Annotated in this window: 18 protein-coding genes; 11 read left to right on the plus strand and 7 right to left on the minus strand. The window is 69.6% G+C overall.

The features are described 5' to 3' along the window. Window positions 1-140: 140 nt before the first annotated feature. From HUA76_RS41055 to HUA76_RS41065, 3 genes are all read left to right on the plus strand, one after another. Window positions 141-1,127 (plus strand): methyltransferase, encoded by a 987-nt coding sequence (locus tag HUA76_RS41055; protein WP_174463982.1) that lies wholly within the window; start codon window positions 141-143, stop codon window positions 1,125-1,127. A gap of 132 nt (window positions 1,128-1,259) precedes the next feature. Next, window positions 1,260-2,942: a carbohydrate-binding protein gene (locus HUA76_RS41060; protein ID WP_174463983.1), complete on the plus strand. Its 1,683-nt coding sequence runs from the start codon at window positions 1,260-1,262 to the stop codon at window positions 2,940-2,942. A gap of 194 nt (window positions 2,943-3,136) precedes the next feature. Continuing rightward, window positions 3,137-4,786, plus strand: coding sequence for a cell wall anchor protein (locus HUA76_RS41065; protein ID WP_254614816.1), 1,650 nt, complete (start codon window positions 3,137-3,139; stop codon window positions 4,784-4,786). A 67-nt stretch (window positions 4,787-4,853) separates the two neighbouring features. Here HUA76_RS41065 and HUA76_RS41070 read toward each other — a convergent pair whose 3' ends face one another. From HUA76_RS41070 to HUA76_RS41080, 3 genes are all read right to left on the minus strand, one after another. Beyond that, on the minus strand, window positions 4,854-6,344 hold the full coding sequence (locus HUA76_RS41070) for a discoidin domain-containing protein (RefSeq protein WP_254614817.1): 1,491 nt from the start codon (window positions 6,342-6,344) through the stop codon (window positions 4,854-4,856). Window positions 6,345-6,489: 145 nt separating this feature from the next. Beyond that, complete coding sequence (locus tag HUA76_RS41075) at window positions 6,490-8,016, minus strand: discoidin domain-containing protein (protein ID WP_174463985.1); 1,527 nt, start codon at window positions 8,014-8,016, stop codon at window positions 6,490-6,492. A gap of 138 nt (window positions 8,017-8,154) precedes the next feature. Then, complete coding sequence (locus HUA76_RS41080; protein WP_141642507.1) at window positions 8,155-8,913, minus strand: SDR family NAD(P)-dependent oxidoreductase; 759 nt, start codon at window positions 8,911-8,913, stop codon at window positions 8,155-8,157. Window positions 8,914-9,062: 149 nt separating this feature from the next. Here HUA76_RS41080 and HUA76_RS41085 point away from each other — a divergent pair, with 149 nt between their 5' ends. Then, on the plus strand, window positions 9,063-10,001 hold the full coding sequence (locus tag HUA76_RS41085; RefSeq protein WP_174457752.1) for a LysR family transcriptional regulator: 939 nt from the start codon (window positions 9,063-9,065) through the stop codon (window positions 9,999-10,001). A 118-nt stretch (window positions 10,002-10,119) separates the two neighbouring features. On the opposite strand, the gene HUA76_RS41090 is transcribed toward HUA76_RS41085, so the two are convergent. Next, window positions 10,120-10,410: a hypothetical protein gene (locus tag HUA76_RS41090; protein ID WP_174457751.1), complete on the minus strand. Its 291-nt coding sequence runs from the start codon at window positions 10,408-10,410 to the stop codon at window positions 10,120-10,122. Between the two features lie 465 nt (window positions 10,411-10,875). Here HUA76_RS41090 and HUA76_RS41095 point away from each other — a divergent pair, with 465 nt between their 5' ends. The 3 genes from HUA76_RS41095 (at window position 10,876) to HUA76_RS41105 (ending at window position 14,188) form a co-directional block, all read left to right on the plus strand. Continuing rightward, window positions 10,876-11,922 (plus strand): serine hydrolase domain-containing protein, encoded by a 1,047-nt coding sequence (locus HUA76_RS41095; protein ID WP_174463986.1) that lies wholly within the window; start codon window positions 10,876-10,878, stop codon window positions 11,920-11,922. Window positions 11,923-12,001: 79 nt separating this feature from the next. After that, window positions 12,002-13,171: a phage capsid protein gene (locus HUA76_RS41100; RefSeq protein ID WP_371823596.1), complete on the plus strand. Its 1,170-nt coding sequence runs from the start codon at window positions 12,002-12,004 to the stop codon at window positions 13,169-13,171. A gap of 120 nt (window positions 13,172-13,291) precedes the next feature. Next, window positions 13,292-14,188: a bestrophin family protein gene (locus HUA76_RS41105; protein WP_174463987.1), complete on the plus strand. Its 897-nt coding sequence runs from the start codon at window positions 13,292-13,294 to the stop codon at window positions 14,186-14,188. A gap of 10 nt (window positions 14,189-14,198) precedes the next feature. On the opposite strand, the gene HUA76_RS41110 is transcribed toward HUA76_RS41105, so the two are convergent. Both HUA76_RS41110 and HUA76_RS41115 read right to left on the minus strand, forming a co-directional pair. Continuing rightward, on the minus strand, window positions 14,199-15,977 hold the full coding sequence (locus HUA76_RS41110) for a DUF6311 domain-containing protein (protein ID WP_174463988.1): 1,779 nt from the start codon (window positions 15,975-15,977) through the stop codon (window positions 14,199-14,201). Between the two features lie 105 nt (window positions 15,978-16,082). Next, on the minus strand, window positions 16,083-17,141 hold the full coding sequence (locus HUA76_RS41115) for a nitronate monooxygenase family protein (RefSeq protein WP_254614818.1): 1,059 nt from the start codon (window positions 17,139-17,141) through the stop codon (window positions 16,083-16,085). 249 nt (window positions 17,142-17,390) lie between these two features. Between HUA76_RS41115 and HUA76_RS41120 the strand changes: the two genes are divergently transcribed. The 4 genes from HUA76_RS41120 (at window position 17,391) to HUA76_RS41135 (ending at window position 21,331) form a co-directional block, all read left to right on the plus strand. Next, complete coding sequence (locus HUA76_RS41120; RefSeq protein WP_174457847.1) at window positions 17,391-17,945, plus strand: GNAT family N-acetyltransferase; 555 nt, start codon at window positions 17,391-17,393, stop codon at window positions 17,943-17,945. Between the two features lie 334 nt (window positions 17,946-18,279). Next, a complete protein-coding gene (gene infC, locus HUA76_RS41125; protein WP_371745711.1) occupies window positions 18,280-18,933 on the plus strand; it encodes a translation initiation factor IF-3 in 654 nt (217 codons plus the stop codon). A gap of 262 nt (window positions 18,934-19,195) precedes the next feature. Beyond that, window positions 19,196-20,815, plus strand: coding sequence for a sigma 54-interacting transcriptional regulator (locus HUA76_RS41130; RefSeq protein ID WP_141644315.1), 1,620 nt, complete (start codon window positions 19,196-19,198; stop codon window positions 20,813-20,815). Between the two features lie 171 nt (window positions 20,816-20,986). Further along, the gene (locus HUA76_RS41135) at window positions 20,987-21,331 is read left to right on the plus strand and encodes a hypothetical protein (RefSeq protein WP_141644316.1); all 345 of its coding nucleotides are present in this window, start codon (window positions 20,987-20,989) and stop codon (window positions 21,329-21,331) included. A gap of 10 nt (window positions 21,332-21,341) precedes the next feature. Here HUA76_RS41135 and HUA76_RS41140 read toward each other — a convergent pair whose 3' ends face one another. After that, window positions 21,342-25,034 carry a serine/threonine-protein kinase gene (locus HUA76_RS41140; protein ID WP_174463990.1) on the minus strand — a complete coding sequence of 1,231 codons (3,693 nt, stop codon included), beginning with the start codon at window positions 25,032-25,034 and terminating at the stop codon, window positions 21,342-21,344. Between the last annotated feature and the right edge of the window lie 27 nt (window positions 25,035-25,061).

The raw sequence follows: 25,061 nt of genomic DNA on the forward strand, positions 1-25,061 counted from the left end.
CGTCAGGCTTTGGACTGTATGGCTACAGCAGCTGTGTTCAATTGAAGGCAAGGCGGTATGCGGGGGTGTCTGCTTCGTTCCAGGGTCCAGCTAGAATTTCACTTTGCAGGCAATTCAAGCCCTGCTGACCAGGAGCGCGCATGCAACAGCTTCCAGCCCCGGCGTTCATCTTCAATCTCAGCACTGGATATTTCGCCCCACGGTGTCTGCATCTCGTCGCGCAGCTGGGAGTCGCGGATGTTCTGGGCAATACACCGATGACCAGCGAGGAGCTGGCGCGGGCGACGGGGGCGCACGCCGACTCGCTCCACCGGATGATGCGGCTGTTGGCGGCGCACGGGGTGTTCGAGCGGCGCGGGGGCGGCTGGGTCCACACCGAGTACTCCGAGCACCTGAAGGCCAGTCACTCCCACTCGCTGAAGTCCCTGGTGCTGATGTTCGGAGACGACATCAACTGGCGCTCGGCCGGAGCGTTGGGCGTGTCCTCGCGGACGGGTCAGACGGCCTGCGAGACCGTGACGCCGGGCGGGCTCTGGCCCTACCTGCGGGCCCACCCGGAGGACGCCCGTGTCTTCGACGCGGCGATGACGGGCAAGTCGCACATGGCCATCGCGGCGGTGCTCCAGGCGATGGAGTTCCACCGATACGAGCACATCGCGGACATCGCCGGCGGCCGGGGCCACATCCTGGCGGCGGTGCTCGACGCCACGCCTCGCTCCCAGGGCACGCTGTTCGACCTGCCGGACGTGGTGCAGAACTCCCAGCCGCACCCCCGCATGAAGACGCAGGCGGGAGACTTCTTCGTGGGGCCGCTGCCCCGCGCCGACGCCTACATCCTGAGCAACATCATCCACGATTGGGCGGACCCGCAGGCCATCTCCATCCTCCGCCAGATTCGCCAGGTGGCGCCGCCCCACGCGGAGGTGCTGGTGATGGAGATGATGTTGCCCGAGGGCCCGGAGCTGCACCCGGCCATGGTGATGGACCTGGTCATGCTGTCGCTGGCCGGAGGGCGCGAGCGCACGCAGGTTCAATACGATGCCCTGTTCGCCGAGGGGGGCTTCAAGCTGGACCGCATCATCCCCACCCACAGCCCCTACTCCATCCTGGTGGGCAAGGTGGCCTGAACCTAAACCCGCTATTTCGTTGAAGGTGTCACCGGGTGACAAGAGTCGGACGGGAGGTCCGCGTGCGGGGTGCGCGGACCACTTGTGAAATCGGGCTAGGCTTGGCGGCTTCTTCCCCTCGGGAGCCGCACCATGATTCGGAGCCTCTGCGTCCTGTGTTTGATGGCCTGCCTCACCTCGGCGTGCTCGGGCGACTCACCCGGGGATGAGGGGCCCGACCTCCAGGCAGACGCGGGCCCGACGGATGGTGGCTCCACGCAGGGGGATGGTGGCGTCGCCGGCGCGTGCGAGCCCTTTGGGCGCTTCGGTGCGCCCGGCACCACGCTCACGCTGCCAGGGCCTTCCGCGAATGGTGAGCTGTACATCCCGGATGTGCAGGCCCGCTTCCCGTCCACGAACTGGAGCACGCTGGACAGGCTCTACATCCCCGCGGGGAACTACACGCTCATCAACCTGGGCAACCTGCCCCACCGTCAGGCGAGCCGCCCGCTGGTCATCACCAACACGGGGGGCCAGGTGGTCATCCGCCCCAATCCGGGGTCCTCGCAGGGCTACATCTGGGCCATGAGTGGCGGCTCGAACTGGGTGCTCACCGGCCGCTATGACGCGGACTCGGGCACGGGCCACGCGGACTTTCCGGGGCACCGCTGTGGCGCATATGCGACGTCGCGGGAGCGCTACGGCATCCTCAGCGACGACATCTTCCTGGGCGACGGCCACATGGGGCTGGGCATCGGCGGGGCGCACAGCTTCGAGCTGGAGTATCTGGAAATCACCCGCGCGGGCTTCGCGGGCCTGCGCATCCTCCGCGAGAAGAACAGCGACGGCACGGTGTCGCCGCTCAACGACATCAAACTGCACGACCTCTACATCCATGACACCGCCAGCGAGGCCATCTACTTCGGCTCCACGCAGGGCGCGCCCACGCCGCTGGGCTCCAACCTGAAGGTCTACAACAACCGGCTGGTGCGCACCGGGACGGAGTCCCTCCAGATTCAGAACCTGGGCGACGGCACGGAGGTCCACCACAACGTGTTCGCCTACGGCGCCATCGACTGGCGCGCGGCCTTCGCGAACTACCAGGACAACAACTCCCAGGCCCAGGTGCGCGGCGGCACCATCCGCTTCCACCACAACGTCTTCGTGGGCGGCGCCGGCGCGCTGCTCAACTTCTTCGCGCAGCCGGAGACTGGAGACGTGCCGCTCAACGTCGAGTTCACCGACAACTACTTCGCGGACACGCTATCGCTGGGCATCTGGTTCGGCGGCACGGTCGGCGCGGGGGCCAGGTTCAACTGGGAGCGCAATGCCTTCCGGGGACTCAACTTCGGCTACCAGGGCGTCTACCCGACCGCCACGGACCCGGGCGTCGTGCTCAGCAAGGCGGGGACGATTACCGCCCCCATCACCCTGAAGGAGAACCGCTGGGAGGGCAGCCGCCGGTTCATCTCCGGCCTGACGGGTGGCAGCGGGACGGTGGGCTCGGTGACGGCCACCGGCAACGTGAATGGGGCCGTCACCGCGCTGACGTTCGTCGACACGGGCCTTCCGGCTGGCACCACGACGCGCCAGTTGGAGCGCTGGACGGACAAGGCCACCCTGGCGCCCGGCTCACCCGAGATGACGTACGCGGCGGGCGCGCTGGTGATGCATGACGGGCAGCTGTACCGGGCGCGTGTCCAGAACACCAACAAGCCCCCTCCGGCCAACTCCGCGCAGTGGGAGCACCTGCCCGTGCCCGTGGATGACCTGCGCACCGCGCCCGGCACCGAGTGGGCCCAGCGTGGCGTGGGCCTCCTGGACGTCGCGCCGTAGGGTGAAACGAACCATCCGGGCGGAATCAGATACCTCCGCTCGGATGGTTGCCGTGGAAGTTTTCAGCAATGGCTGACATGTGCTGTTGAGACTTCTGTTTTTCTCAGCGTGTCTCTCCCATCTTTTCCCATTTCCTGAGATAGCAGGGTTCGATAGCGAGGCGGCCTCGCCGAGCTGCTCTTCGGGAGATTGGAATGACATTGAAGGTCTTCAGTCAGGGTGTTTCACGGTGGGTTGTATCAGTCTCATTGCTGGCGTTGGGGGCCTGCGGGCCGCTGGAGTCCGAGTCCGCGCCGAGCAGCTCGGAGGAGGCTCCGGCGTCGGTGGGGGCCGCGCGGCAGGGGGTGTCCTCGGTGAGCCACCGGGCGAGCACGACGGCCTGGGGCAAGACTGTCACCTCGCTGACGCTCACCAAGCCGGCGGGAACCGTCGCGGGTGACGTGCTGCTGGTGCGCCTCAGCAACCGCAACAACGTGGCGGCGGTGGCGACGGCGCCCGCGGGCTGGACATTCCTTCGCTCGGACCAGAGCGCGTCGCAGATAAAGGCGTGGGTCTTCTACAAGGTCGCCGGGGCTTCGGAGCCGGCGAGCTACGCGTTCACCTTCGACGCCGCCTACTACGTCGCCGGCAGCATCTCCGCGTTCTCCGGCGCGAACCCCACCAACCCCATCGACGCGCAGAGCGGCCAGAAGAACGGCAACCTGGCGACCATGGACAGCCCGGCCATCACCACGACCTCGGCGAACGGGCTGGCGGTGTGGTTCGGCTCGCAGCTGTGGGCGGGCGCCACGTGCCCCGTTGACCCGCTGACGCCTCCCACGGGGTTCACCGAGGCCTTCGAGGCGTGCCTGCAGTCCTCGGACCGGGGCATCCTCTTCGACATGGCGTGGAAGGAGCTGGGGGCGGCGGGCGTGCAGCCCGCGTTCAACGGCGTGTCGACGCTGCCCAACACCAACATCGCGCAGGTCGTCGCGCTCCGGGCCGCGGACGCGCCCACGTGCACCGTGGGTGACACCTTCGCCACGACGTGGACGCTGATGGGCAACGTGTCCGCGCCGCTCATCGTCGAGCCGTCGGGCCTGGCCGCCAGCCGCGTCACCCCGGGCGCCATCTACGTCCACAACGAGGACGTCAACGACATCGTCGCCATCAGCACCACCACCGCGGCCACGCTGGGCTCCTTCAAGGTGGCGGGCGTGACGCCGCAGGACTGGGAAGACGTGGCCACCGGGCCGTGCCCCACGGGCTTCTGCATCTACATGGGAGACATTGGCCGCTCGAGCGCGAGCCTGCCCATCCCTCCGAACACGTTCTACGTCTACCGCATCCCCGAGCCGAACATCGGCGCGGGCCAGACGAGCGGGGATTTGACGGCGCAGCAGTTCCCCTTCGTGTACCCGGATGGCGGCAAGGACGCCGAGGCCATCATGGTCCACCCCGTCACCGCGGACATCTACATCATCACCAAGTCCGGCTCGGGGTTGAGCAAGGTGTACAAGATGCCCAATCCGTTGCCGGCGCCGGGCGTGCAGTCCACGCTCATCTTCGTGTCCAACCTCCAGCTGCCCGTGGTTCCGGACCAGCCGAACTGGTCCTACACCACGTCCGCGGCCATCCACCCGTGCTCCAACCGCTTCATCCTGCGCACGTACAAGACCGTGTATGAGTTCCGCGCGGCGCCGGGAGCGGCCTTCGAGACGGCCTTCGCGGCGGCGCCCGTCACCCTCACGGACACCGTGGAAGGGCAGGGCGAGGCCATCGAGTACGACCCGAGCGGCGCGAGCTATTACACGATGAGCGAGAGCCCCTCGCCCTTCAAGCTCAAGCGCGTCCTGCGTCAGTAGCGGGTTGAACCCAGGTGTCCCCGGAGCGTGCTTCGTCCGGGGACACTCGGGGCGGCAGTCGACGAGGTCAGGGGGCCTTGCGCACCTGGCTCACGAGCCAGTTCTGCGCGTCGGAGCGGCTCCAGAAGATGTCCCAGCCACTGTGTCCACCCGTCGGATTCACGGTGACCTGGAACTCTCCCGTGTAGCCCGGGCAGGCGCGGACGCGCGGCTGGACGCCATCCCAGGGGTTGGTCCAGTTCCACGCGCCGAACGTTCCGTCGTCCTCGTTGCCCGCGGCCCAGATGGGGAAGGCCTCCATCAAGCAGATGGGTGACGTGAACGGCGGGAAGTACGCCTGAGGCATGGCGCCGGCATACGTGCTCCGGTACGTGGCAATCTGGTCATTCACGCCCGCGGCGCCGGACGACAGGCCCGTCATCGTCACGCGCTCCGGGTCGGCGCCGTAGAGGGTGATGGCCTCCAGCACCAGTGCGTGGACGCCGGGGGCGTGCCACCAGGTGTCGATGGCCTCTTTGATCTTCGGTCCGTTGGGCGCGACGACGATGCCTGGGAAGGTGTCGACCAACGCCTTGCCTGGGATGAGCTGTCGGATGAAGCCCTCCGGGTTGCTCCCCACCTGCGTGTGGTTCTCGTCCAACGTGGTGCCGCCCCGGCCGTGCAGGGAGAGCACGAGCGGGTACTTCTTGCCGGGCACGGTGCCGTAGTCCTTGGGCAGGAAGACGGCCGAGTCGTAGCTGTTGCCCCGAGACCAGACGTGGAGCTTGCCCGCGCGAGGGTCCGCGGAGGGTGTCGCCGGCTGCACCGTGACGCTCACCGTGTCCGAGCCCGTGGCCCCGCCGTTGTCCGTGGCGGTGAGCCTGAACACATAGACGCCTTGCGAGAGGCCACTGGCGCTCGGGGACTGCGCGGTGGGTGATGACAGCGTGGCCGTCGTCGGGCCGGAGACCTGCGTCCAGGCGTAACCGGTGACGGTTCCGTCCGAGTCGCTGGCCGAGCCCTGGAGCTGCGCGGTGCTGACGGGCAGGGTGATGGAGACGTCATTGCCCGCGAAGGCGGACGGAGGCTGGTTGCCCTGCAGGGCTCCGAAGACAAGGAACTCGCGCACGCGGCAGTAGTTGTCGTCCGCTCCCAGCTTGCACTGCACTCGCAGATAACGCGCGTCCAGGGGCTGGGTGAAGGTGAAGGTCCGGCCCGGCAGGGTGTTGCCGGTGATGGAGCCTCCTGGCACCAACTGGTAGTCGGCGGTGTTGCTCGCCCGGTAGAGGATGTCGAAGTCCACCATCCGGCCAAACGTGTCGTCCTTGCCGAAGTAGAGGGTGAGGCTGTCCACGCGGTGCCGCGCCTGGAGGTCCACCTCCAACCACTCCGGATTCGAGGGCAGCGGATTGACGCCCGAGCACCAGCGGTCATCCGGGCTGTTGAAGACGCCGTTGAACGCCTTGGCGTGCCCGAAGGTGTCGGGATAACCGATGGGATGTACGGACGACGCGGAGGCCGGCTTGCCGAGCGCCACGTTGGTGGACTGCGCGAGGGCGGCGGGGGACAGGGGAAGCAAGAGGACACACAGCGCTGTGGCGAGACTCCGGGGGTGCCAGGGCATGCGGACGCCTTTCGGGGGTGGGGGAACAGATGTGATGCGAGGGCAGAAGCAGGCGTGATGCCGGAAGGCACCTCCACCCGCTTCCGCCCCGTCGTGAAGCTCAGGGCGTCTGGCGCACCTGGCTCACGAGCCAGTTCTGCGCGTCGGAGCGGCTCCAGAATTCATCCCAGCCGCTGTGCGTGGTTCCCGGCATCACGGTGACCTGGAATTCGCCGGTGTAGCCGGGGCACTGCCGGACCTGGGTCAGCAGGCCGTCGGTGGGGTTGGTCCACTTCCAGGCGTTGAACGTCCCATCGCCCACGTTGCCCGCCGCCCAGAGGGGGAAGTCCTCGAGGATGCAGACCGGGTTGGCCAGGGGCGTGGTGTAGGCCACCGGCATGCCGCCGGCGTAGGTGCTCCGGTACGAGAGCATCTGCTCATTCACACCCCCGCCGCCGAAGGAGAGGCCCGTCATCGTCACGCGGTCCGGGTCGATGTTGTAGAGACTGATGGCCTGCAGCACCAGGGTGTGGGTGCGGGCCGAGTCCCACCAGGTGTCATGGGCCCCCCCGATGTTGGGCCCATTGGGCGCGATGACGACGGCGGGGTAGGTGTTGACGACGGGCTTGCCGGGGATGAGCTGCCGGATGAATCCCTCCGGGTTGCCGAGCACCTGGGTGTGGTTCGCGGTGAGAGTGGTGCCGCCCCGGCCGTGCAGCGAGAGGACCAGGGGATACTTCTTCGCTGGAAGCGCGCCGTACTCGATGGGGAGGAAGACGGCGGTGTCGTAGATGCCGCCGCGAGACCAGACGTGAAGCTTGCCCGCGCGCGGGTCCACCGGCGCGGTGCTCGGATGCACCGTGACGCTCACGGTGTCGGATGAGGTGGAGCCGCCGTTGTCGGTGGCGGTGAAGCGGAAGATGTACGTCCCGCTCGTCAGCCCGCTGGCGCTCACAGTCGACGTCGTTGCTCCCGTCAGCGTGGCCGGCGTGGGGCCGAAGACCTGCTGCCAGAGGTAACTGGCGATGGTGCCATCGCCATCAGTGGCCGTTCCCGGGAGTTGCACCGTGCTGACTGGCAGGACGACGGCCGTGTCGTGGCCCGCGAAGGCGGTGGGCGGCTGGTTGGCGAGGCGGACACCCAGCACCTCCAGTTCCCGCACCCGGCACAGGCCGTCGCCTGATGCGCGCTTGCACAGGAGGCGCACGTAGCGCGTCTCCACGGGTTGGGCGAGTTGGAACGTCCAGGTGGGCAGCGTGTTGTTGGTGACGGAGGCGCCGGCAATGGGCTGGAAGCTGTCCGTGGCGGCGAACCGATGCTGGACGTCGAAGTCGAGCATCTGCAGTCCCACCGTGGTGTCTCGGCCGGAGTGCAGCCTGAGCCCGTCGATGCGATGCACCGCCTGGAGGTCCACCTCCAGCCACTCCGGGGTCGACGCCGCGGGCGGCGTGGCGGAGGCCCACCGGTCCTCGGTGTTGAGGATGCCGTTGAACGCCTTGGCATGCCCATACAGCAAGGGGGCTCCATTGGCATGCACCGAGGACGCCGAAGAGGCCTTTCCTTGCGCGACATTCGCCGACTGCGCCCATGCGGGCAGGGCGAGCAGGGACAGGACCGCGGCGAGGAGACGTCGGGGTTTCCAGGTCATGGGAGGCCTTTCGGGAAAGGACTCACATGATTGGGTTGGTTGAACGCGGTGTTAAGGGGAATCTCCAATGCCTTGTTTTTGCAAGAGATTGATGTGCCACTTTGTTGCAAATGTACCCACGGGGCATAAGCCTGGAGCTCAGGCGTTGAAGCCGCCGTCCACGTCGAGGGTAGCGCCGGTGACGAAAGAGGCCTGCGGGCTGGCGAGGAATGCGACGGCGGCGGCGATCTCCTCGGGCTGGCCGTAGCGTCCGAGCGCGGTGCCGGCGCGCTGCACCGGGGCGCTGGCGCCGGTGGCGGGATTCATGTCGGTGTCGATGGGGCCGGGCTGGATGAGATTGACGGTGATGCCTCGGGGGCCCAGGTCGCGAGCCCAGCCTCGGGTGTACGCGGCGATGGCGGCCTTGGTGGCGGCGTAGTCTCCGAGCCCCGCGAAGGGCGTGTGGCTGGCGATGCCGGAGCCGATGGAGATGATGCGCCCGCCTTCGCGCAGCAGGGGCACGGCGGAGCGGACGGCGGCGACGACCCCGTGGACGTTGACGGAGAACTGGTGCTCGAGCGCCTCGAGGTCGCTGGCGGGGTCTCCGACGACGGCGGTGTGGAAGATGCCCGCGTTGTTGACGAGCACGTCGAGGCGGCCGAAGCGCCGCGCGACCTCGTTGACCAGGGCCTCCACCTGCTGGGGTGAGGCCTGGTCGGCCTTCAACGCTGCGGCGCGGACTCCCCGTGTCTTCAGCTCCTCGACGAGCGCCTGGGCCTTTGTCTCGGAGGAGGCGTAGCTGATGGCGACGTCCGCGCCTTCATCCGCCAGGGCCCGGGCGATGGCCGCGCCCAGGCCGCGCGAGCCACCGGTGATGAGGGCCACCCTGCCTTCGAGGTTCTTGCGTGTCTTCGTCATGGCGTGTCTCCGGTGTGGGGTTTCGATGAGGCAAGGGTAGGGGCCTCGCCTCGCGGGAGAAACGCCGGGCCTGGGACAGGACTGTTTCCATTCGAGTAATAATCGCCGGAGCCCGGGACTTCCCTTCGGGCCGCTTCGAGGACGACTCCATGGATCAGCTCACCGCGATGCGGGTATTCGCCCGCGTGGTCGAGGCCGGCACCTTCACCCGGGCCGCGGACACGCTGAAGATGCCCAAGCCCTCGGTGACGAAGCTGGTCCAGGGGTTGGAGGAGCACCTTCAAGTCAAGCTGCTCCAGCGCACCACCCGCCGCGTGACGGTGACGCCCGAGGGCGCGGCGTACTACGAGCGCACGGCGAGGCTCCTGGCGGACCTGGAGGACATCGAAGCGGATGTGTCGAACGCTCGGACGCGTCCTCGGGGACGGTTGCGGGTGGACGCGGGGTCCTCGGTGTCCAACTTCCTGCTCATCCCCGCGCTGCCGGCGTTCCGGGCGAAGTACCCGGACATCCAGTTGGAGCTGGGGGTGAGTGACCGCTCGGTGGACCTGGTGGGTGACGGCGTGGACTGCGTGATTCGCGGAGGTGTGCTGCCGGACCAGTCGCTGGTGGCGCGGCGCATCGGAGAGTTGGAGTTCCTGTCGTGCGCTACTCCCGAGTACCTGAAGCGCAAGGGCAAGCCCGTGCATCCCTCGGACCTCCAGGAGGGCCATGACATCGTGAGCTACTTCTCCACGAGGACGGGACGGCTCGTGCCGTTGTCCTTCATCCCACGGGAAGGAGAGCGCATCGATGTGATGGGGCGCTCCAGCGTGGCCGTCAACGAGAGCACCGCGCACTTGTCGGCGGTACTGGCGGGGCTGGGCGTGACGCAGCTTCCCGCCTTCGTGGCCCGGCCTCATCTGGACAGCGGGGCGCTGGTTCAAATCCTGGATGAGTGGCAGGGGCCGCCGTTCCCTCTCTTCATCGTCTATCCGCAGAACCGGCACGTGAGCGCCAAGCTCCGTGCGTTCGTGGACTGGGCGGTGGAGCTGTTCGCGCCGTTCAGGCCTCGGCGTGAGGTCACGGAGCTCGCGGCCCGGCGGTAAAGAAGGACCGGTGCGGCGCCCTTTATCGACGGGAGGCAGAGCGCTTCGTCGAGGCGTAGGGCGCTCTGGGCTGTCGCTATCAGCTCAAGGCGATTCCTGGAGGGCGTCGTGCTGGACCTCAGGCGTCATCGCCGGGCTGGACGTCAGGCGTCAGCGCCTGGCTGGCGTCGTCCGCGTTGAGGACTTCTTCGCCGCTGGCTTCCGCGTTGAGGACTTCTTCGCCGCTGGCTTTCGCGCGGAAGGCTTCTTCGCCGCGCTCTTCTTCGCCACCGTCTTCCTCGTGGAGGTCTTCTTCGCCGCGCTCTTCGTCACCGCCGTCTTCCGCGTGGAGGTCTTCTTCGCGGAGGCGGAATTCGCCGCGACCTTCGTCGTGGTCGCCGAGGCTTCGCCGGTCAGGGCCTTCGTCCATCGCTGGATGTAGTCAGCGCGAGTCGTCGCGTCGGGGAGTCCTTCCGCATGCAGGGCGACGGTGTGGCCGCGCGCCGCCGGGAGGACACGGAGTTGCGCGGTCCGCGGTCGTGGCCAGTCGATGCGATTCAGTCGGATGCGGAGCAGGGTTGGAGGCCTCGCCCGAATCACGACGACGTCCGTCCCGTCCTTGAGGGTGGTCAGGTCTCCCTCCTTGAACGTGGCCCGTGCGGGTGAGAGCCATCGCCCCAGGCCTTTCGCCTCCGCCCAGTTCCGCCACGCCTCTTCGGCCGTCATGTCGAAGGTGTGTCGGGCTCCGGCCCCATACGTCCCATCCGCTGCAAGTCCGGTCGGCATTTGCTTCCTCCTTGGGTGCTGACCATGGAGAGGGCAGCGCGTCCAGGCAACCACGAACTGGCGACACGTCTCCGCACAGCCCGCGTCCGCCATGGTGTAGACAATCTCCGTGAGCTCCCCTCCGTCCCTCGCCACGCTGCTTCAGGATGAGACCCGTCGCTACGTGCGGAGCTATCGCTCGGCTTCGCTGTGCGCGGGCCTGACCTCACGCGGCGAGCACCACGTCCAGGCCTTCCGAGGGAAGGGCACCCCGCCTCCCGACAACGCCTTGTTCTCCCTGGGCGGACTCACCCAGGTCTTCACCGGCGCCCTGCTGGGCCTCCTGATGGAGCAGGGCAAGGCACGACTCGACATGCCGCTCTCCGAGGTGATTCCCCGCTCGCTCCTCCCCGATGCGGACGCGGGCCGAATCACCCTGGAGCAGCTCGCCACGCACACCTCTGGCATGCCCCACCTGCCGCCCAATCTCGATGCGGCACCTCGCAATCCCGAAGACCCGTTCGGCCACTATTCCGCGAACCTCTTCGGTGACTTCCTCCGGACCTACCACCCCCAACTTCCCCCTCCGCGCCCCGTCTCCGAGTCCCTGCTCGGCATGGGCGTCCTGGGCCACGCGCTCTCCCGACGCGCGGGACTCAACTACGGGCACGCGCTGCGCGACCTGCTCTTCACTCCCCTGAAGCTCAGCGACACCTCGGCACGGGTGACGGACGAACTGGCGCCTCGCCTGCTCCCCGGCCACACCGCGCGCGGCCGGCCCGTGCCCGCCTGGACCTTCCCAGCACTGCCGGGTGCGGGTGCGCTCCACTCCACCGTGCCGGACCTGCTGCGCTTCCTCGACGCGAGCCTCGGCCGCGCCGACGAGTCCCTCTCACGCCCCCTGAAGATGTCTCTGCTTCCGCGCACCGAAGGCGGCGCCGTGCGCATGGGGCTCGGCTGGTCCATCTCCCAGCTTCGTGGCCACACCGTGGCGTGGTGCTCGTCGGTGATGGGCGGGTATGTCGGCTTCATCGGCCTGGCGCCCTCCGTGGACGCGGGCGTCGTCCTGCTCTCGAACCACGGCTGGTCCCTGCTCGCCGCGCTTCGAGGTCGCGTCCCCCTGGAGGCCCCTGGCTTCGCGCTCCTCTCCCGACTCCTCGCGGAGACGACAACTTAGCATTTCAAGAAAATCGGCTTTATGGGCTTGAGCAGATAAAACACGAACGGGCACGCTGGAGCGCATGACACCTGCTCCCGTGCTTCGGACTGGCCGCTGTTCTGATTCGCGCCCCCTGGCTGTGCTCGTCCTGGTGGCGGCGCTCGCCGCGTGTGGACCCGAAGCGCCTCGCGATGAAGCCGAGCCGCTGGAGCGAAGAGAGGACGCACTGCCCGCGGGCGGTTGGCGGACGCTGATGGCGAGCGGCGGCGCGCCCATCCGGAACATCACCCGCCGCTCGGATGGACTGCTGATTGGCGGCGCGAGCGCGGGGACGCGCGTCGACGTCTGGACGAGCGGCAACGGTGGTGCGAGCTGGTCGCTCCACGGCTCCGTCGCGAACAACCCCGCGGTGCAGTTCGGCGACGTGACGATGCGAGCCATTCCAGGGACACGCACCATCTTCTGTGCGTTCCGCGAGTACGCCGGCGGCCAGTACCGCATCACCATCACCCGGAGCGACAACGACGGAGACCACTGGGTCTACGACAGCACCGTCATCGGCCCCGTCACCCGCTTCGTCGGAGCGCCCTTCCTCTTCCAGCGCGCGAATGGAGACCTGCAAGTCTATTACGACTCCGAGCCGCTCGCCGCGCAGCGCGGCTATCCGGGCCACCAGTGGATTGCCATGCAGGGACGCGCGGGAATCTCGGGGCCGTGGACCGCGTATGGCGTCGTCGCCGTGGCGTGGGACAAGCGCGCTGGAGCGCTGAACCGCGAGGGCATGCCCACCGTCGTCCAGCTCGGAGGAGACCGGTTGATGGTCGTCGTGGAGGGCGTGGAGGCCTTCGCCACCGGCGGCGCGCGCGCCAATGTCATCAACGCCGTGCAGTCCTGGGACGGCGGCAGGACATGGGACGAGTCCCTGCGGCGCACCGTCTATCGCTCCCGTGTCGACCCGGGCTCCGGGCGTCGCTACAACGCCTACGTCCCGTATGCCATCCGCGTGGGCAATGGCCCCGTCGGCGTCGCCTTCTGCACAGACGAGGACAAGGTGGGAGCGCCCGACCTGTCGAGCGCCCCCGTGGACCAGCGCAACTGCCACGTCGGCTACGTCAGCACCACGGTCAACTTCGAGACGTGGTCGGCCCCGAGCCCCGTGTGGACCGCGACGTCCCGCAACTACACGCCGGGTCTCTACGAGCGCGCTCCCAACGACGTCATCGCGGTGATTGACGCGCTCGGCGGAAACCGCGTGCTCCAGCCGTAGTCACGAGGCCCGAGGCCAGCCCTTTCTCATGGAAGAGAGGGCTGGACACACCAGCAGCCCCTGGACGAAAAGGTTGCGGCACGGTTTCAAGCGCCGTGGCAGCCTACGTCCTCGAATCCCATGGTTGAGTACGATCCGCATCGTTGGTGGAGTTACTTCCACTATCTCAAGGGCTCGATGGTCCGCGAAATCGTGGCCCGAGTCATGGTCTGCGTCCTGTGGGCGCTGGGCGTCACCATCTTCCATTCCCATGTCCGCTCGGTGGCGATTCCCCCCACGGTCCACACGCTGGCGGGAATCTCCCTGAGCCTCCTGCTCGTCTTCCGCACGAACTCCTCCTATGACCGCTTCTGGGAGGGGCGGAAGCTGTGGGGTGGCATCGTCAACGAGACGCGCAACCTGGCGCGCGCCGCGGGCGTCTTCCTCCAGTCCGAGCCCGCCCTCTACGCCGCGCTGCTGCGGTGGACGGCCGCCTTCCCCTTCGCGTCCGCGTCGTTCCTGCGCACCAAGGCGGAGCTGGGGCCCCTGGCCCAGGAGCTGCCTCCGGACGAGGTGGCGGAGGTGATGCGCGCGCAGCACGTGCCGTTCGCGGTGGCGCGGAAGATGAGCGCGCTGCTCGACGCCGGCCGGCGCAAGGGCCTCTATTCCGAGTACGTGCAGATGCAACTGGACCAGGACGTCCACCTGCTCGTCGACTACATCGGCGGCTGTGAGCGCATCCGCAAGACGCCCATCCCCTTCGCGTATGTGATGCACCTGCGCCGGGCGCTGCTCGTCTTCTGCTACACGCTGCCCTTCGCGCTGGTGGAGTCCTTCGGTGGGCTGACCGTGCTCGCCACGTTCGTCGTCGCGTACATCTTCTTCGGCATCGAGGAGATCGGCGTCGAAATCGAAGACCCCTTCGGCCACGACGACAACGACCTGCCGCTGGACTCCATCTGCAACACCATCCACGCCAACCTGAACGCGCTCATGCCCGTCGAGCCGCCAGCGCGTCAGGCCCCCCCGGCCGCCTGAGCCGGGGGTTTCAGCGACCCGACACGGAGGACGCGGGAGGCTCGTTGTAGACGCACAGCCACAGCCCGTCCTCCGGCGTGCAGTGCGCGCCCGGAATCTTCTGGAGCCAGCGCACCCTCACGGGGATGACCAGGTAGACCGTCTCGGGGTCCAGCTTGCCCGCGGCGATTTCGGCGTCCATGCCCAGGCAGTACGTCTGCGCCTTGGCGTCGTCGATGCGCGCGACATAGCCGCTGTTGAAGGTGAGGCCCAGCCGGTACGCGCGGTAGGCCCAGCGGTGGAAGTCCATGGGGCCCGCGCGGCAGCCCCGGCCGGAGCCGTCGTGCATCTGCGGCGGATATAGCGCCAGGTGCTTGCGGCCCTTCGCCGCCTCGGTGAGCGCGGGGGACGGGAGCGTGTTCCAACGGCCTCCTCCTTGGGCCCTGCGCCCTTCGCCCAGGTTGAGGTCCAGGCCCTGGATGAGCAGCAGCAGCCCCGCCAGCGTGGGAGCGAGCGACGGGCGCACCAGCCGAGGCAGCGCGAGCGCTGCCCCCACGAGCAGCAGGTAGTGCAGCGGCCAGATGAAGCGCCCCGAGGAGCGGAACGCCTCCACCCACTTGAGCACGGGGCGATAGAGCGCGGACACGTCGGCCACCTGCACGCCCTGGAAGGTGATGCGCCACGAGAGGGCGAAGAAGGCCAGTCCCAGGGCGACGACGGTGAGGGGCACCCAGCGCCGCCACAGCGACAGGATGCGCCGGGGCTCGCGGGCCATGAGCCCGAGCACGATGACGAGCGCGACGAGGCCCCCCATGCCCAGGTAGCCGAAGCCCTCGTTCTGGGTTCCGTTCCTGGGCAGCGGGGGCAGGAAGCGGGACCAGCGAATCTCGCCGTGGCCGATGCTGTTGAACAGCGTGGTCAGGTCCGAGGAGTAGTCACCGAACTCCGTGGCGCTCACGGGGATGCCGGTGCCCAGGTAGCCGAAGGCGAAGAAGAGGCCCAGCACGGACGCGAAGCAGGCCACCGCCGCGAGCGCGGGCCAGGTGAAGGGAAGCTTCCGCTCCAGCGCCGTGCGCGCGCACAGCGACAGCGCGAGCGGCAACGTCATGGCGGCGATGACGGGGTGGACACCCGCGGCGAAGACACAGAGCGACAGGCCCATCCCCAGCGCCTGCTTCGCGTCACGCGCGTCGCGCTGGGGAATCAGGTGGAGCCCCACCAGCAGCACCAGCAGCCAGTGCGCGCACAGGGCCTCGTGCGCGAAGGTCATCCGCGAGAGCAGCACGGGCGACAGCACCAGAAGTCCACCCACGCTCCACTGGTGCTGCGTGGAGGCGCCCATGCGCCGCGCCACCCACGCCGCGGACGCGCCTTGCAGCATGAGGCACAGGCACATCCACGGGCCGATGTACTGGAAGTCCGTGGGCAGCGCGAAGGAGAAGGGCCGCAGCAGCAAGCCCACCCAGGGAATCGAGTCGGTGTACCCGAGCGAGGTCCCCAGCGGATGGAGGTAGTTGGGCGTGGCTCCCAGCGGCAGGCCGAGCGGCGTCTGGCGGAAGAAGAGCCACCCCAACAGGTGCTGACTGAAGTCGTCCCGGATGAGCCAGCCGAGTCGCCAGGGTGCGAGCGCGCCCGGCCCGAAGGTCGCCAGGAACGTGAGCAGCCCGACGAGCGCCGCTCCCAGCGGGCCCGCCTGGGCCTTGCCCCACCGGGTGAGGGCGTCCCACGCGTGATGCAGGCGCTCCCACGGGGGGAGCGGCGCCGACGGTGTCTCGGGTGGGGCGGGAAGGGGGGCGCTTGGGTCCGACATTCGTCGGTGCTTGAGCACGGGACTTCCCGCGCCGTCAAGGCGCCGCGAGGGCTCGGAGGGAGGGCGTGCGGCGCGAGCGCCTCCTGGACCGACGCCTCGCGCGGCTCAGAGTCCCGCGAGCCGCGCCAGCACGCGGGTGGTGTCCTTCTCCAGGAAGTCGACCAGCTCCGGCGCGCGCGAGTGCCGGATGAGGGGCGCGTTCTGTCCCGCCCACAGCGACAGGAGGTCTTCGCGCCCCTGACGGGCCGCCGCCTGCCGCAGCGGCTGGGTGAACCAGTTCTGCACCGGGTAGGGCGGGACGTCGTGTTCGTGAGGCGTCATCTCCCGCAGGAAGCGGTTCTTGATGCCGCGCGCATAGCGTCCGGAGAAGACGCGCGTCAGCACCGTGGCGCGCGCGGACTCCTGGCGCAGCGCCTTGCGATAGACGTCACTGGCGTTGGACTCCTCGCATGCGAGGAAGGCGGTGCCCACCTGGACGCCCTCGGCTCCCAGCGCCAGGGCCGTGGCCACCGACCTGCCGTCGGCGATGCCACCCGAGGCGATGACGGGCGTGCGCACCCGGTCCACCAGCTGAGGCACCAGCGCCGTCGTCGCGGGGGACTCGTCCGCGGGCCTGAGGAACGAGGCCCGGTGTCCACCCGCCTCGCTGCCCGACGCGACGATGAGGTCCACCCCCGCGCGCTCCAGCGCGAGCCCCTCGTCCACGTTCGTCGCCGTCCCCACCGTGAGGATTCCGGAGGCCCGGCACGCCTCCAGGATGCGCGCCGACGGGATGCCGAAGATGAAGCTGAACACCGGCGGCTTGAGCGCGAGCACCGCGTCAATCTGCGCGTCGTAGTCCTGGGAGAAGGCGCTGGGGTAAGTGGGCGCGGGCAGGCCCAGCTCGTCGTACCAGGGCTTCAGCCGGGCGACGTTCGCCTGGAACTCCTCCGGCGTGGGGCGCAGCTCCCGCTCCCCTTCCAGCGGGACCCACAGGTTGATGGCGAACGGCCGCGAGGTGAGCCCCCGCAGCTCCCGGACGGTGTCCTCGATGTGCGACGCGCTCAGGTGGTGCGCGCCGAACGAGCCCAGCCCTCCCGCCTCGGACACCGCCGCCGCCAGCCGCGTCGACGACATGCCTCCGCCAAACGGCCCCTGGATGAGGGGGAGCCGGGTTCCAAGCATCCGTGCCACTCGTGTCTCGGTCCACATGGGAAGGCCCTCGCGCCGTCGTGTGCGCCGCTGTCCTAGCGACGAGGGGCCTGCCCCGCGACCCGATGTCCGGACAGGCGGGCGCTTGGGGCTTTTCCGGATAACCGAGAGGAGAAGCCGCGCTTGTGGCGAGGGCGCCTGCCACGGGGCAACGAGCGCTTGCCCCGGCGGGGGGCGGGTGCAACCCTGCCGCGCCGCTCGATTCTCCAAAGGAACTTGATGATGCAAGCACCGGGACCGACGCTTGAAACCGCGCGCCTCATCCTGCGCCCGACGGCGCGGGAGGACTTCGAGGGCTTCGTGGCCCTGATGGCCGACCCCGACTCCTCGCGCCACATCGGTGGCCTCCAGCCCCGCTCCGTCGTCTGGCGGGCCATGAGCTCCATGGCGGGGAGCTGGGCGCTCCAGGGCTTTGGCATGTTCTCCGTGCTGGAGCGCTCCACGGGCAGGTGGGTGGGCCGGGTGGGCCCCTGGCAGCCGGAAGGGTGGCCGGGCACGGAGGTCGGCTGGGCCCTGCTGCGGGAGACCTGGGGCAGGGGCTACGCCACCGAGGCAGCCTCGGCCGCCATGGACTGGGCCTTCGACCACCTGGGCTGGACGGACATCATCCACTCCATCGCCCCGGACAACACCGGCTCCCAGCAGGTGGCCCGCCGCCTGGGCTCGAGCCTGCGCGGCCCCGGCAAGCTCCCCGCCCCCATGGAGAGCTCCCTCGTGGAACTCTGGGGCCAGGGCCGGGACGCGTGGCGGGCCCGCCGCGCTTCGTCCAATGGCTGACCCAGGGTGGGATTCCGGGGCAAGGAAGGGGCCCTGGTGTTATGTCCGCCGGTGGGCTAGTCCTCGCCCCTGGGACGTGTCTTCCCGCTTGCTCCCTTTCTCACGGGGCAAGGGGGCGATTAGATTCGAAGTGTCGCACGGAGAGGCCGCACCGTGCGCGAGTGTCAGAGGGGCGGGCCGCCCGCCGTACGCATCGACCCACCCCATGCCGTAACTCAGTGACCTGCCCACCCTTGGGGCAGCAGGTCCTTCCACCCTTTCGCAGGAGCGTCACATTCTTCGTGATCAAAGAGGCAGCCGCGGCGGGAGCCGCGACCAGAGAACCAATCGCCGCATCCGCGCCCGTGAAGTCCGGGTGGTCGGCTCCGATGGCTCACAGCTCGGAGTCATGCCGCTCGAGGCCGCGCTCGACAAGGCCCGCTCGGAAGGGCTCGACCTGGTCGAGGTCAGTCCGATGGCTCAGCCGCCAGTCTGCAAGATCATGGACTACGGCAAGTTCAAGTACGAGGAGAAGAAGAAGGCCGCGGAAGCCAAGCGCGCCCAGCTCATCGTCCACCTCAAGGAAGTGAAGCTCCGTCCCAAGACGGAGGACCACGACTACGAGTTCAAGGTCCGCAACACCCGCGGCTTCATCGAAGATGGCAACAAGGCGAAGGTGGTCATCCAGTTCCGCGGGCGTGAAATCACGCACAAGGAGCAGGGCACCGCCATCCTCGACGACGTGGCGAAGGACCTGAAGGACGTCGCGGTGGTGGAGCAGGCCCCGCGCATGGAAGGGCGCTTGATGTTCATGATTCTCGCGCCCACGCCGAAGATCGCCCAGCGTGCCCGTGAGCAGGCCCGCGCCGCGGCCGGCCCCAAGCGGCCGTCGACCCCCTCCCCGGCCTCTTCTGAGAAGCCCGCGGCGACCGCCACGGGCACCACGCCCGAAGAGAGCGCCAGCCCCGCGGCGCCTCCCCCGTCGGACACGACGGGCCCGACGGCCTGAGACCCACACCCCCCGCACGCGGTGGACAACCTCCACCGCGTGGGGGGCCTCTCAGGGCCGCGTCCCTTTCAGCCTCCCTGGAATGAGGTGATGGGGAGCGATGACGTCAGCGGCCCTCGCGCGAGGCCGCTGGCTGGCGAGCTGGCGAGGGCCTGCTCCCGTGAGCGTAGCTTCGCTGACGGTTGAGTCGCCTCGGCTGATCTCCCCGCGCCGGGCCGGTGTACGCTGATAGGTTGGAAGCACCTGGAAATCGAACCAGCCCATGCAGCAAAAGCTCGCCGCCGACATGTCGACGACCGCCGTCCATACGAAGGGCAAGTCCGCGCAGGCCCCGCGGAGTGTGCCGGCCTTGACGGTCGTGTCGCATCCCCATCCCCAGCGCATCGGTGAGCGGCTGTTGCTGGAGGTGCTCGCCAGCGTGGGCCGGACGGCGGCGCTGTCGCGCAACGCGCCGGACTTCTCCCGTCCGGGAGGCCTGCTGGCGCTGCCCCTGGGAGACCCCTTCCTCAGCCGGACGCCGGTGCTGTTCGAGCCGGGCTCCCATGGCGGCCTGCGCCTGTTGGTGCCGGAGGATGGCACCCAGGTCTGCGTGGCCGGGGAGTCCGTCGCCGGAGGCCGGGAGTTCACCCACGAGGAGCTGGTCGCCGGCGTGCCGCTGGTGCTGGCCGAGCGCGTGGTGCTGCTGCTGCACCTGGCCTCCTCGGGTGGGGACGTGGTCTCCCACAAGGACCTGGGGCTGGTGGGGCAGGGCGAGGGCATCCGGCAGCTTCGCGAGGACATCCTGCGGGTGGCGGACCTCCAGGTGCCGGTGCTCATCCGGGGTGAGACGGGCACGGGCAAGGAGCTGGTGGCGCGCGCCATCCACGAGCACGGCCCGCGTCGCTCGGGGCCCTTCGTCAGCGTCAACCTGGGCGCGCTCTCCAAGGAGCTGGTGGCCGCGGAGCTGTTCGGCGCGCAGCGCGGCGCGTACACGGGCGCCAGTAGAGATCGCGAGGGCTTCTTCCGCGCCGCGCACGGCGGCACCCTGTTCCTGGATGAGGTGGGGGAAGCGCCCGCCGAGGTGCAGGCGGCGCTCTTGCGCGTGCTGGAGACGGGCGAGGTGTATCCGGTGGGCGGCCACACGCCGGTGCCCGTGGACGTGCGGCTCGTCGCCGCCACGGACTCGAATCTCGAGGCGCGCATCGAGGAGCGCCTGTTCAAGGCGCCGCTCCTGCACCGGTTGGCGGGCTTCGAGCTGCGGGTGCCCCCGCTGCGCGAGCGGCGCGAGGACATTGGCCTGTTGTTCCTCCACTTCGCGCGCCAGGAGCTGGAGACGACGGGCGAGACGTGGCGGCTGGCATCCACCGACCCGCGCGCGCAGCCCTGGCTGCCCGCGGCCGTCGCCGTCCGGCTGGTGCGCTACGCGTGGCCCGGCAACGTCCGGCAGCTGCGCAACATCACCCGGCAGCTCATCATCGGCAGCCGGGGCCTGCCGGGCCTGCGCGTGGACTCGCGGCTGGAGCAGACGCTGGATGCGGAGTCGCTGCCCGTGCCGGGCAAGGTGCTGACCGCGCCCACCTCGGGCCAGCCCGACGCCGCCGACGCGAAGTCCTCCCGGCGCAAGCCGTCCGAGGTCGGGGAGGACGAACTGCTGGAAGCCCTGCGCGCGTGCTCCTGGGACTTGAAGGCCACCGCGGATTTCCTCGGCATTCCGCGCCCCTCCGTCTACGTCCTCATCGACAAGAGCTCGCTCATCCGCACCGCCCGGGACTTGAGCCCGGAGGAAATCACCCGCTGCTTCCAGGAGTGCGAGGGGGATTTGGACAAGATGGTGCAGCGGCTGGAGGTCTCCCGCCGCGCCCTGCAGCGCCGCGTGCGCGAGCTGGGCCTGTCGGACGCGTGAGTGGACGCGTCAGCCTCCGGGCATGACACGTCGTTGACGCGTCCATCGCTCCCCGGCACCGCGTGCCCGGAGGGTGCTTCCGAGTGAGCCGCATGTCGGCGCGCGCTGGTACGGTGCCTGCAATCTGTTGCCACAGACAGTCAGTCCAACCCCCAGAAGGAGCCACGGCCCATGGCCGATATCGTCATCAGGATTCAGTCCTCAGGACCCACCCCGGAAGAGCCCCGCGTCCGTCACGGTGACTCGGTGACGTTCACCCTGGATGGAGTCGTTTCCGCCGAGGTGAAGTTCCCCGACGGGACGTGCCTTTCGAATCCCGGCCCGTTCTTCCTGAACAACAGCACCCTGGCTTCTTCCAACAGCACGAACAGCGTGACGCTGACGTGCGCGCCGGACAAGTACCCGTTCCAGGTGATTCTGCCCGACGCGAAGCACGGCCCGGGCAACAACTACGAGACGAAGAAGGGCGGCCTGGACGTGACGACCGACCCGCCGGAAGACTTCAAGAAGAAGTAGTCGCCGCGCCTCAGGGCGGGGGAGGGCGGGCCGACAGCTCCGAGTCGGAGGTGGGCCTGCCCTTCCAGCCCGGCGCGAGGTGGGGGTTTCGCGAGAGCGCCACCTCCGCGTCCTCTCGGGCCTGCACGCGCCACGCCTGCTGTTGCTCGGTGGGCGCGTTGTCGGCCAGCGCGAGCCGCAGTCCCGCGCGCAACAGCAGGGCCTTCGCCCACGCCGGCCGCGCCGCGACGATGTGCGCGACGTGCTCCAACCCCCGCGTCAGCATGGGGGTCGCGTCTTCTCCCTGCGACTGCTTCCAGCGCCCCCACGCGAGCTGCAGCTCCCCGGCCGCCAGCACGTACTCGTGCCGCCTGGGCGCCAGCTCCACCGCGTGAGCGAGCGCCTCCGCGGCCTGCTGGAAGTCCTCGTCCTTCGCGGTGCCTCGCCGGGCCTTGTCGCGGGCGCGCACGTCCAGCACGCCGCCCTGGTAGCGCCACGCATAGGCCAGCTTCGGGTTGAGCTCGCGGGCGCGGGCGAGCGCCTCCTCCGCCTGGGCCAGGTCCGGGCCCACGTCGCGCCCTCGCGCCAGCGCGTGGGTGGCCCACAGCACATGCACCCGCGCCAGGTTGGTCCACAGGTCCGCGTCGCCCGGGAGCAGCTCCAGCGCGCGGCGGTAGTCCTCCTTCGCCGCCTTGAGGCTGGGGCCGGGGTCGTCCCCGCGCGCGACGAGGAAGCCCGCGCGCACCGCCTCCACCTCGCCCAGGTTGTTGTAGGCGAAGGCCTGCTGCGGGGCCACGGCGCGCGCCTGCTCGAAGGCCTTGCGCGCCTCGGTCAGCAGCGCCCCCACGTCCTTTCCGTCCTCCCAGCGCTGCTCGGCCTGCGCGAGGAGCGCGGCGCCCAGGCCGTTGTGGAGCTGCGGCAGCTTGGGGTTGATGTCCCGGCCCTGCCGGTAGAGCGCCAGCGCCCGCTCCAGGTCCGGCTCCGGGTCCTGCCCGTGCTCCTGTCGCCAGCGCGCCAGCTGCTCGGAGACGTCCGCGCCCTGGAAGCAGGCCATGACGTTGCGCGGGTTGAGCGTGAGCGCGCGCTCGATGGCCTCCATCGCCCGCGTCAAATCTCCCGAGGCGTCCGGGGCGCTGGGGATGGCCGCCCGCGCGCGATAGGAATTGCCGAGGTTGATCCACGCGTCCGCCTGGTTCTCCCTCACGCGGATGGCGGCGAGGTACGCGTCGATGGCCTTGCCCTGGTGGACGAGCGAATCCTCCCCGTGCTCGCTCTCGTAGTCGGCCCACACCTGGTGCGTCAGGCCCAGGTTGGCGTGGAAGGCATAGTCGCGCTCCTCGGGGCCCAGCCGCTCCAGGGCGTCGATGGAGAGGCCGAGCTGCTCGCGCGGGTCCTGCGACAGCCGCTGGCGGTGGCGGGCCCACAGCCGGTGGATGATGGCCAGCTCCAGCGTGACGCGGTCGCTCGGGGGCGCAAGCTTCAGCGCGGCCTGGGCCGCGTCGATGGCCTTGCCGAACAGCATCTCCACGTCGTCGGTGTTCTGGTTGGAATGCTGCTCGCCCAGGCGGCGGTACAGCCGCGAGCGCACGATGAGCGAGCGGTGGTGGTCCGGCGCGGCCGTGAGCGCGTAGTCCAGCGACTCCAGGCCCCGCTGGTAGGGCGGCAGCACGTTGCCCGCGCCGTACAGCTCCATCACGAGCGCGGCCAGCTCCAGTCGCCCCAGGGCGTAGTGGCCGTCGGGCTGGCTCTCCGCCGTGGCGATGGCCGCCGCGTACGCGCGCCGTCCGGCCTCCAGGTCCGCCTGCGAGCCCACGCCGTCCCCCTGGTGCCAGCGCCCCATGGCGCGCGCCAGATACACGTCTCCGCGCAGCAGCGGCGCCTCGTAGAACCAGGGCTGGGTGTGGCTCATCGCCTCCAGGTGCGCCAGCGCCTCCTCGTGGCGCCCCTCGTGGAAGGCGAACAGGGCCTTCACGTACAGCGGCGGCGCCGGGACGTCCGGCCCCTCGGCCTGACGCAGGTACGCCAGCGCCGGGTCCCGATAGCGCTGCTCCAGCTCGCGGCGTCGCAGCTCGCGTTGCTCGGGACTGCGCCGCTCGACGTCCAGCAGCAGCTTCTCGCGGTACTGGTCTCCCAGCACCAGCGCCAGGGCCCAGGCCGCGCGAGGCTCGCGGTAGCCATGCTCCCACGCGGACTCGAGCTTCCGGCGCGCGCCCTCCACGTCGCCCAGCGCCAACAGCGCGCGGCCCAGCGCGTAGTGTCCGGGGCCCACCGCGTGCTCACCCGCCTCCCGCACCTCGGCCTCCAGCGCGTCCATGCTGGCGCGCAGGGCGGTGCGGTCCTCGCGCGTATCGTGCAGGCGCGAGAGGAACGAATAGCGCGCGGCGGCCTCGATGCGCTCCACGCGCTCGGTGAAGCTGCGTGTGAGCCGCTCGCGCTCGGCCACCTCGCTGCGCGCCAGCACCGCCTGCCCCAGCGCCAGCGCCACCACGGTCAGCGCCGCCAGGCCCGCGCTCAGCGCCACGCGGTGCTTGCGCGCCTTTCTGCGCAGCCGGTAGCCCAGGCCGCGCCGCGCCTGCACCGGCTCTCCGCCAAGGAAGCGCTCCAGGTCATCCGCCAGCGCTCGCGCCGAGTCGTAGCGGGCCGAGCGGTCCTTCTCCAGGCACTTGAGGACGATGGCCTCCAAATCCTGGGGGATGTCCCGGTCCACCGCGCGCGGTGGCCGGGGCTCCTCCGTCTGGAGCCGGGTGATGATGTCGTGCTCGCGGGTGCCCTGGAAGGGCGTCTGTCCGGTGAGCAACAGGTACAGCGTGGCGCCCAGGCCGTAGACGTCCACGCGCCGGTCCAACCGCGCCGTGTCGCCCTTGGCCTGCTCGGGGGCCATGTAGTGCGGCGTGCCCATCACCACGCCGTGCAGTCCGCCCTCCTCGCGCCAGTCCCGCGCCAGTCCGAAGTCCATGACGAAGGGCGCGAAGTCGCCGTCCTCCGTGCGCTCCACCAGGATGTTGCCGGGTTTGATGTCCCGGTGGACCAGTCCCGCGCGGTGCGCGGCGTGCACACCCTCCGCGGCCTGCCGCAGCACCAGCACCTTCTGCTCTGGCGTCAGCGTCGGCGCCAACTGGCCCAGGGACTGGCCGGCCACGTAGCGCATGGCGATGTAGCCGCGCCCCTGCACCTCGCCGACCTCGTACACCTCGCACACGCGCTCGTGACGCACGCGGGCCTGGGCGCGGGCCTCGGAGAGGAAGCGGCGCGCCAGCTCCGGGTCTCCGCCCTTCACGAACTTGAGCGCGACGTTGCGGCGCAGCAGCGGGTCATACGCCAGGAACACCTGCCCCATGCCGCCCTGCCCCAGGAAGCGCACGGGCTGGTAGCGGTCCCAGTCCGGCACGGGGAAGGACGGCTCCGCGTGTGAGTCGGTGGACGCGGGGGCGGCCGGCGGGGGCACCATGGGCGTGTCCGGGTCCAGCGTGGCGGCCTCTTGCGGGCTCTGCCCACCGGAGCCTCCCAGCTCTCGGGAGACCTCCTCGCGCAGCTCGGCCAGCGTGTGCTCGCCCAGGCGCCCCTGCTCCCTCAGCAGCTCCAGGGGACTGCGCCCCAGGCCGAGCGCCTCCTCGCGCAGGGCGGCCGCCTCCTCGGCGGAGACGAGCCCTTCGTCCAGCGCGAGGAGCAGCTCCTCCTCGAACGTCTCCTGCTTCTTCCCCGCGATGTCCACGGCCCCCAGCATACGGGGTTGCGCGGTTTTACGGGGAGA

It is taken from the genome of Myxococcus sp. CA056, from assembly GCF_013336715.1.
GTDB lineage: Bacteria > Myxococcota > Myxococcia > Myxococcales > Myxococcaceae > Myxococcus > Myxococcus llanfairpwllgwyngyllgogerychwyrndrobwllllantysiliogogogochensis.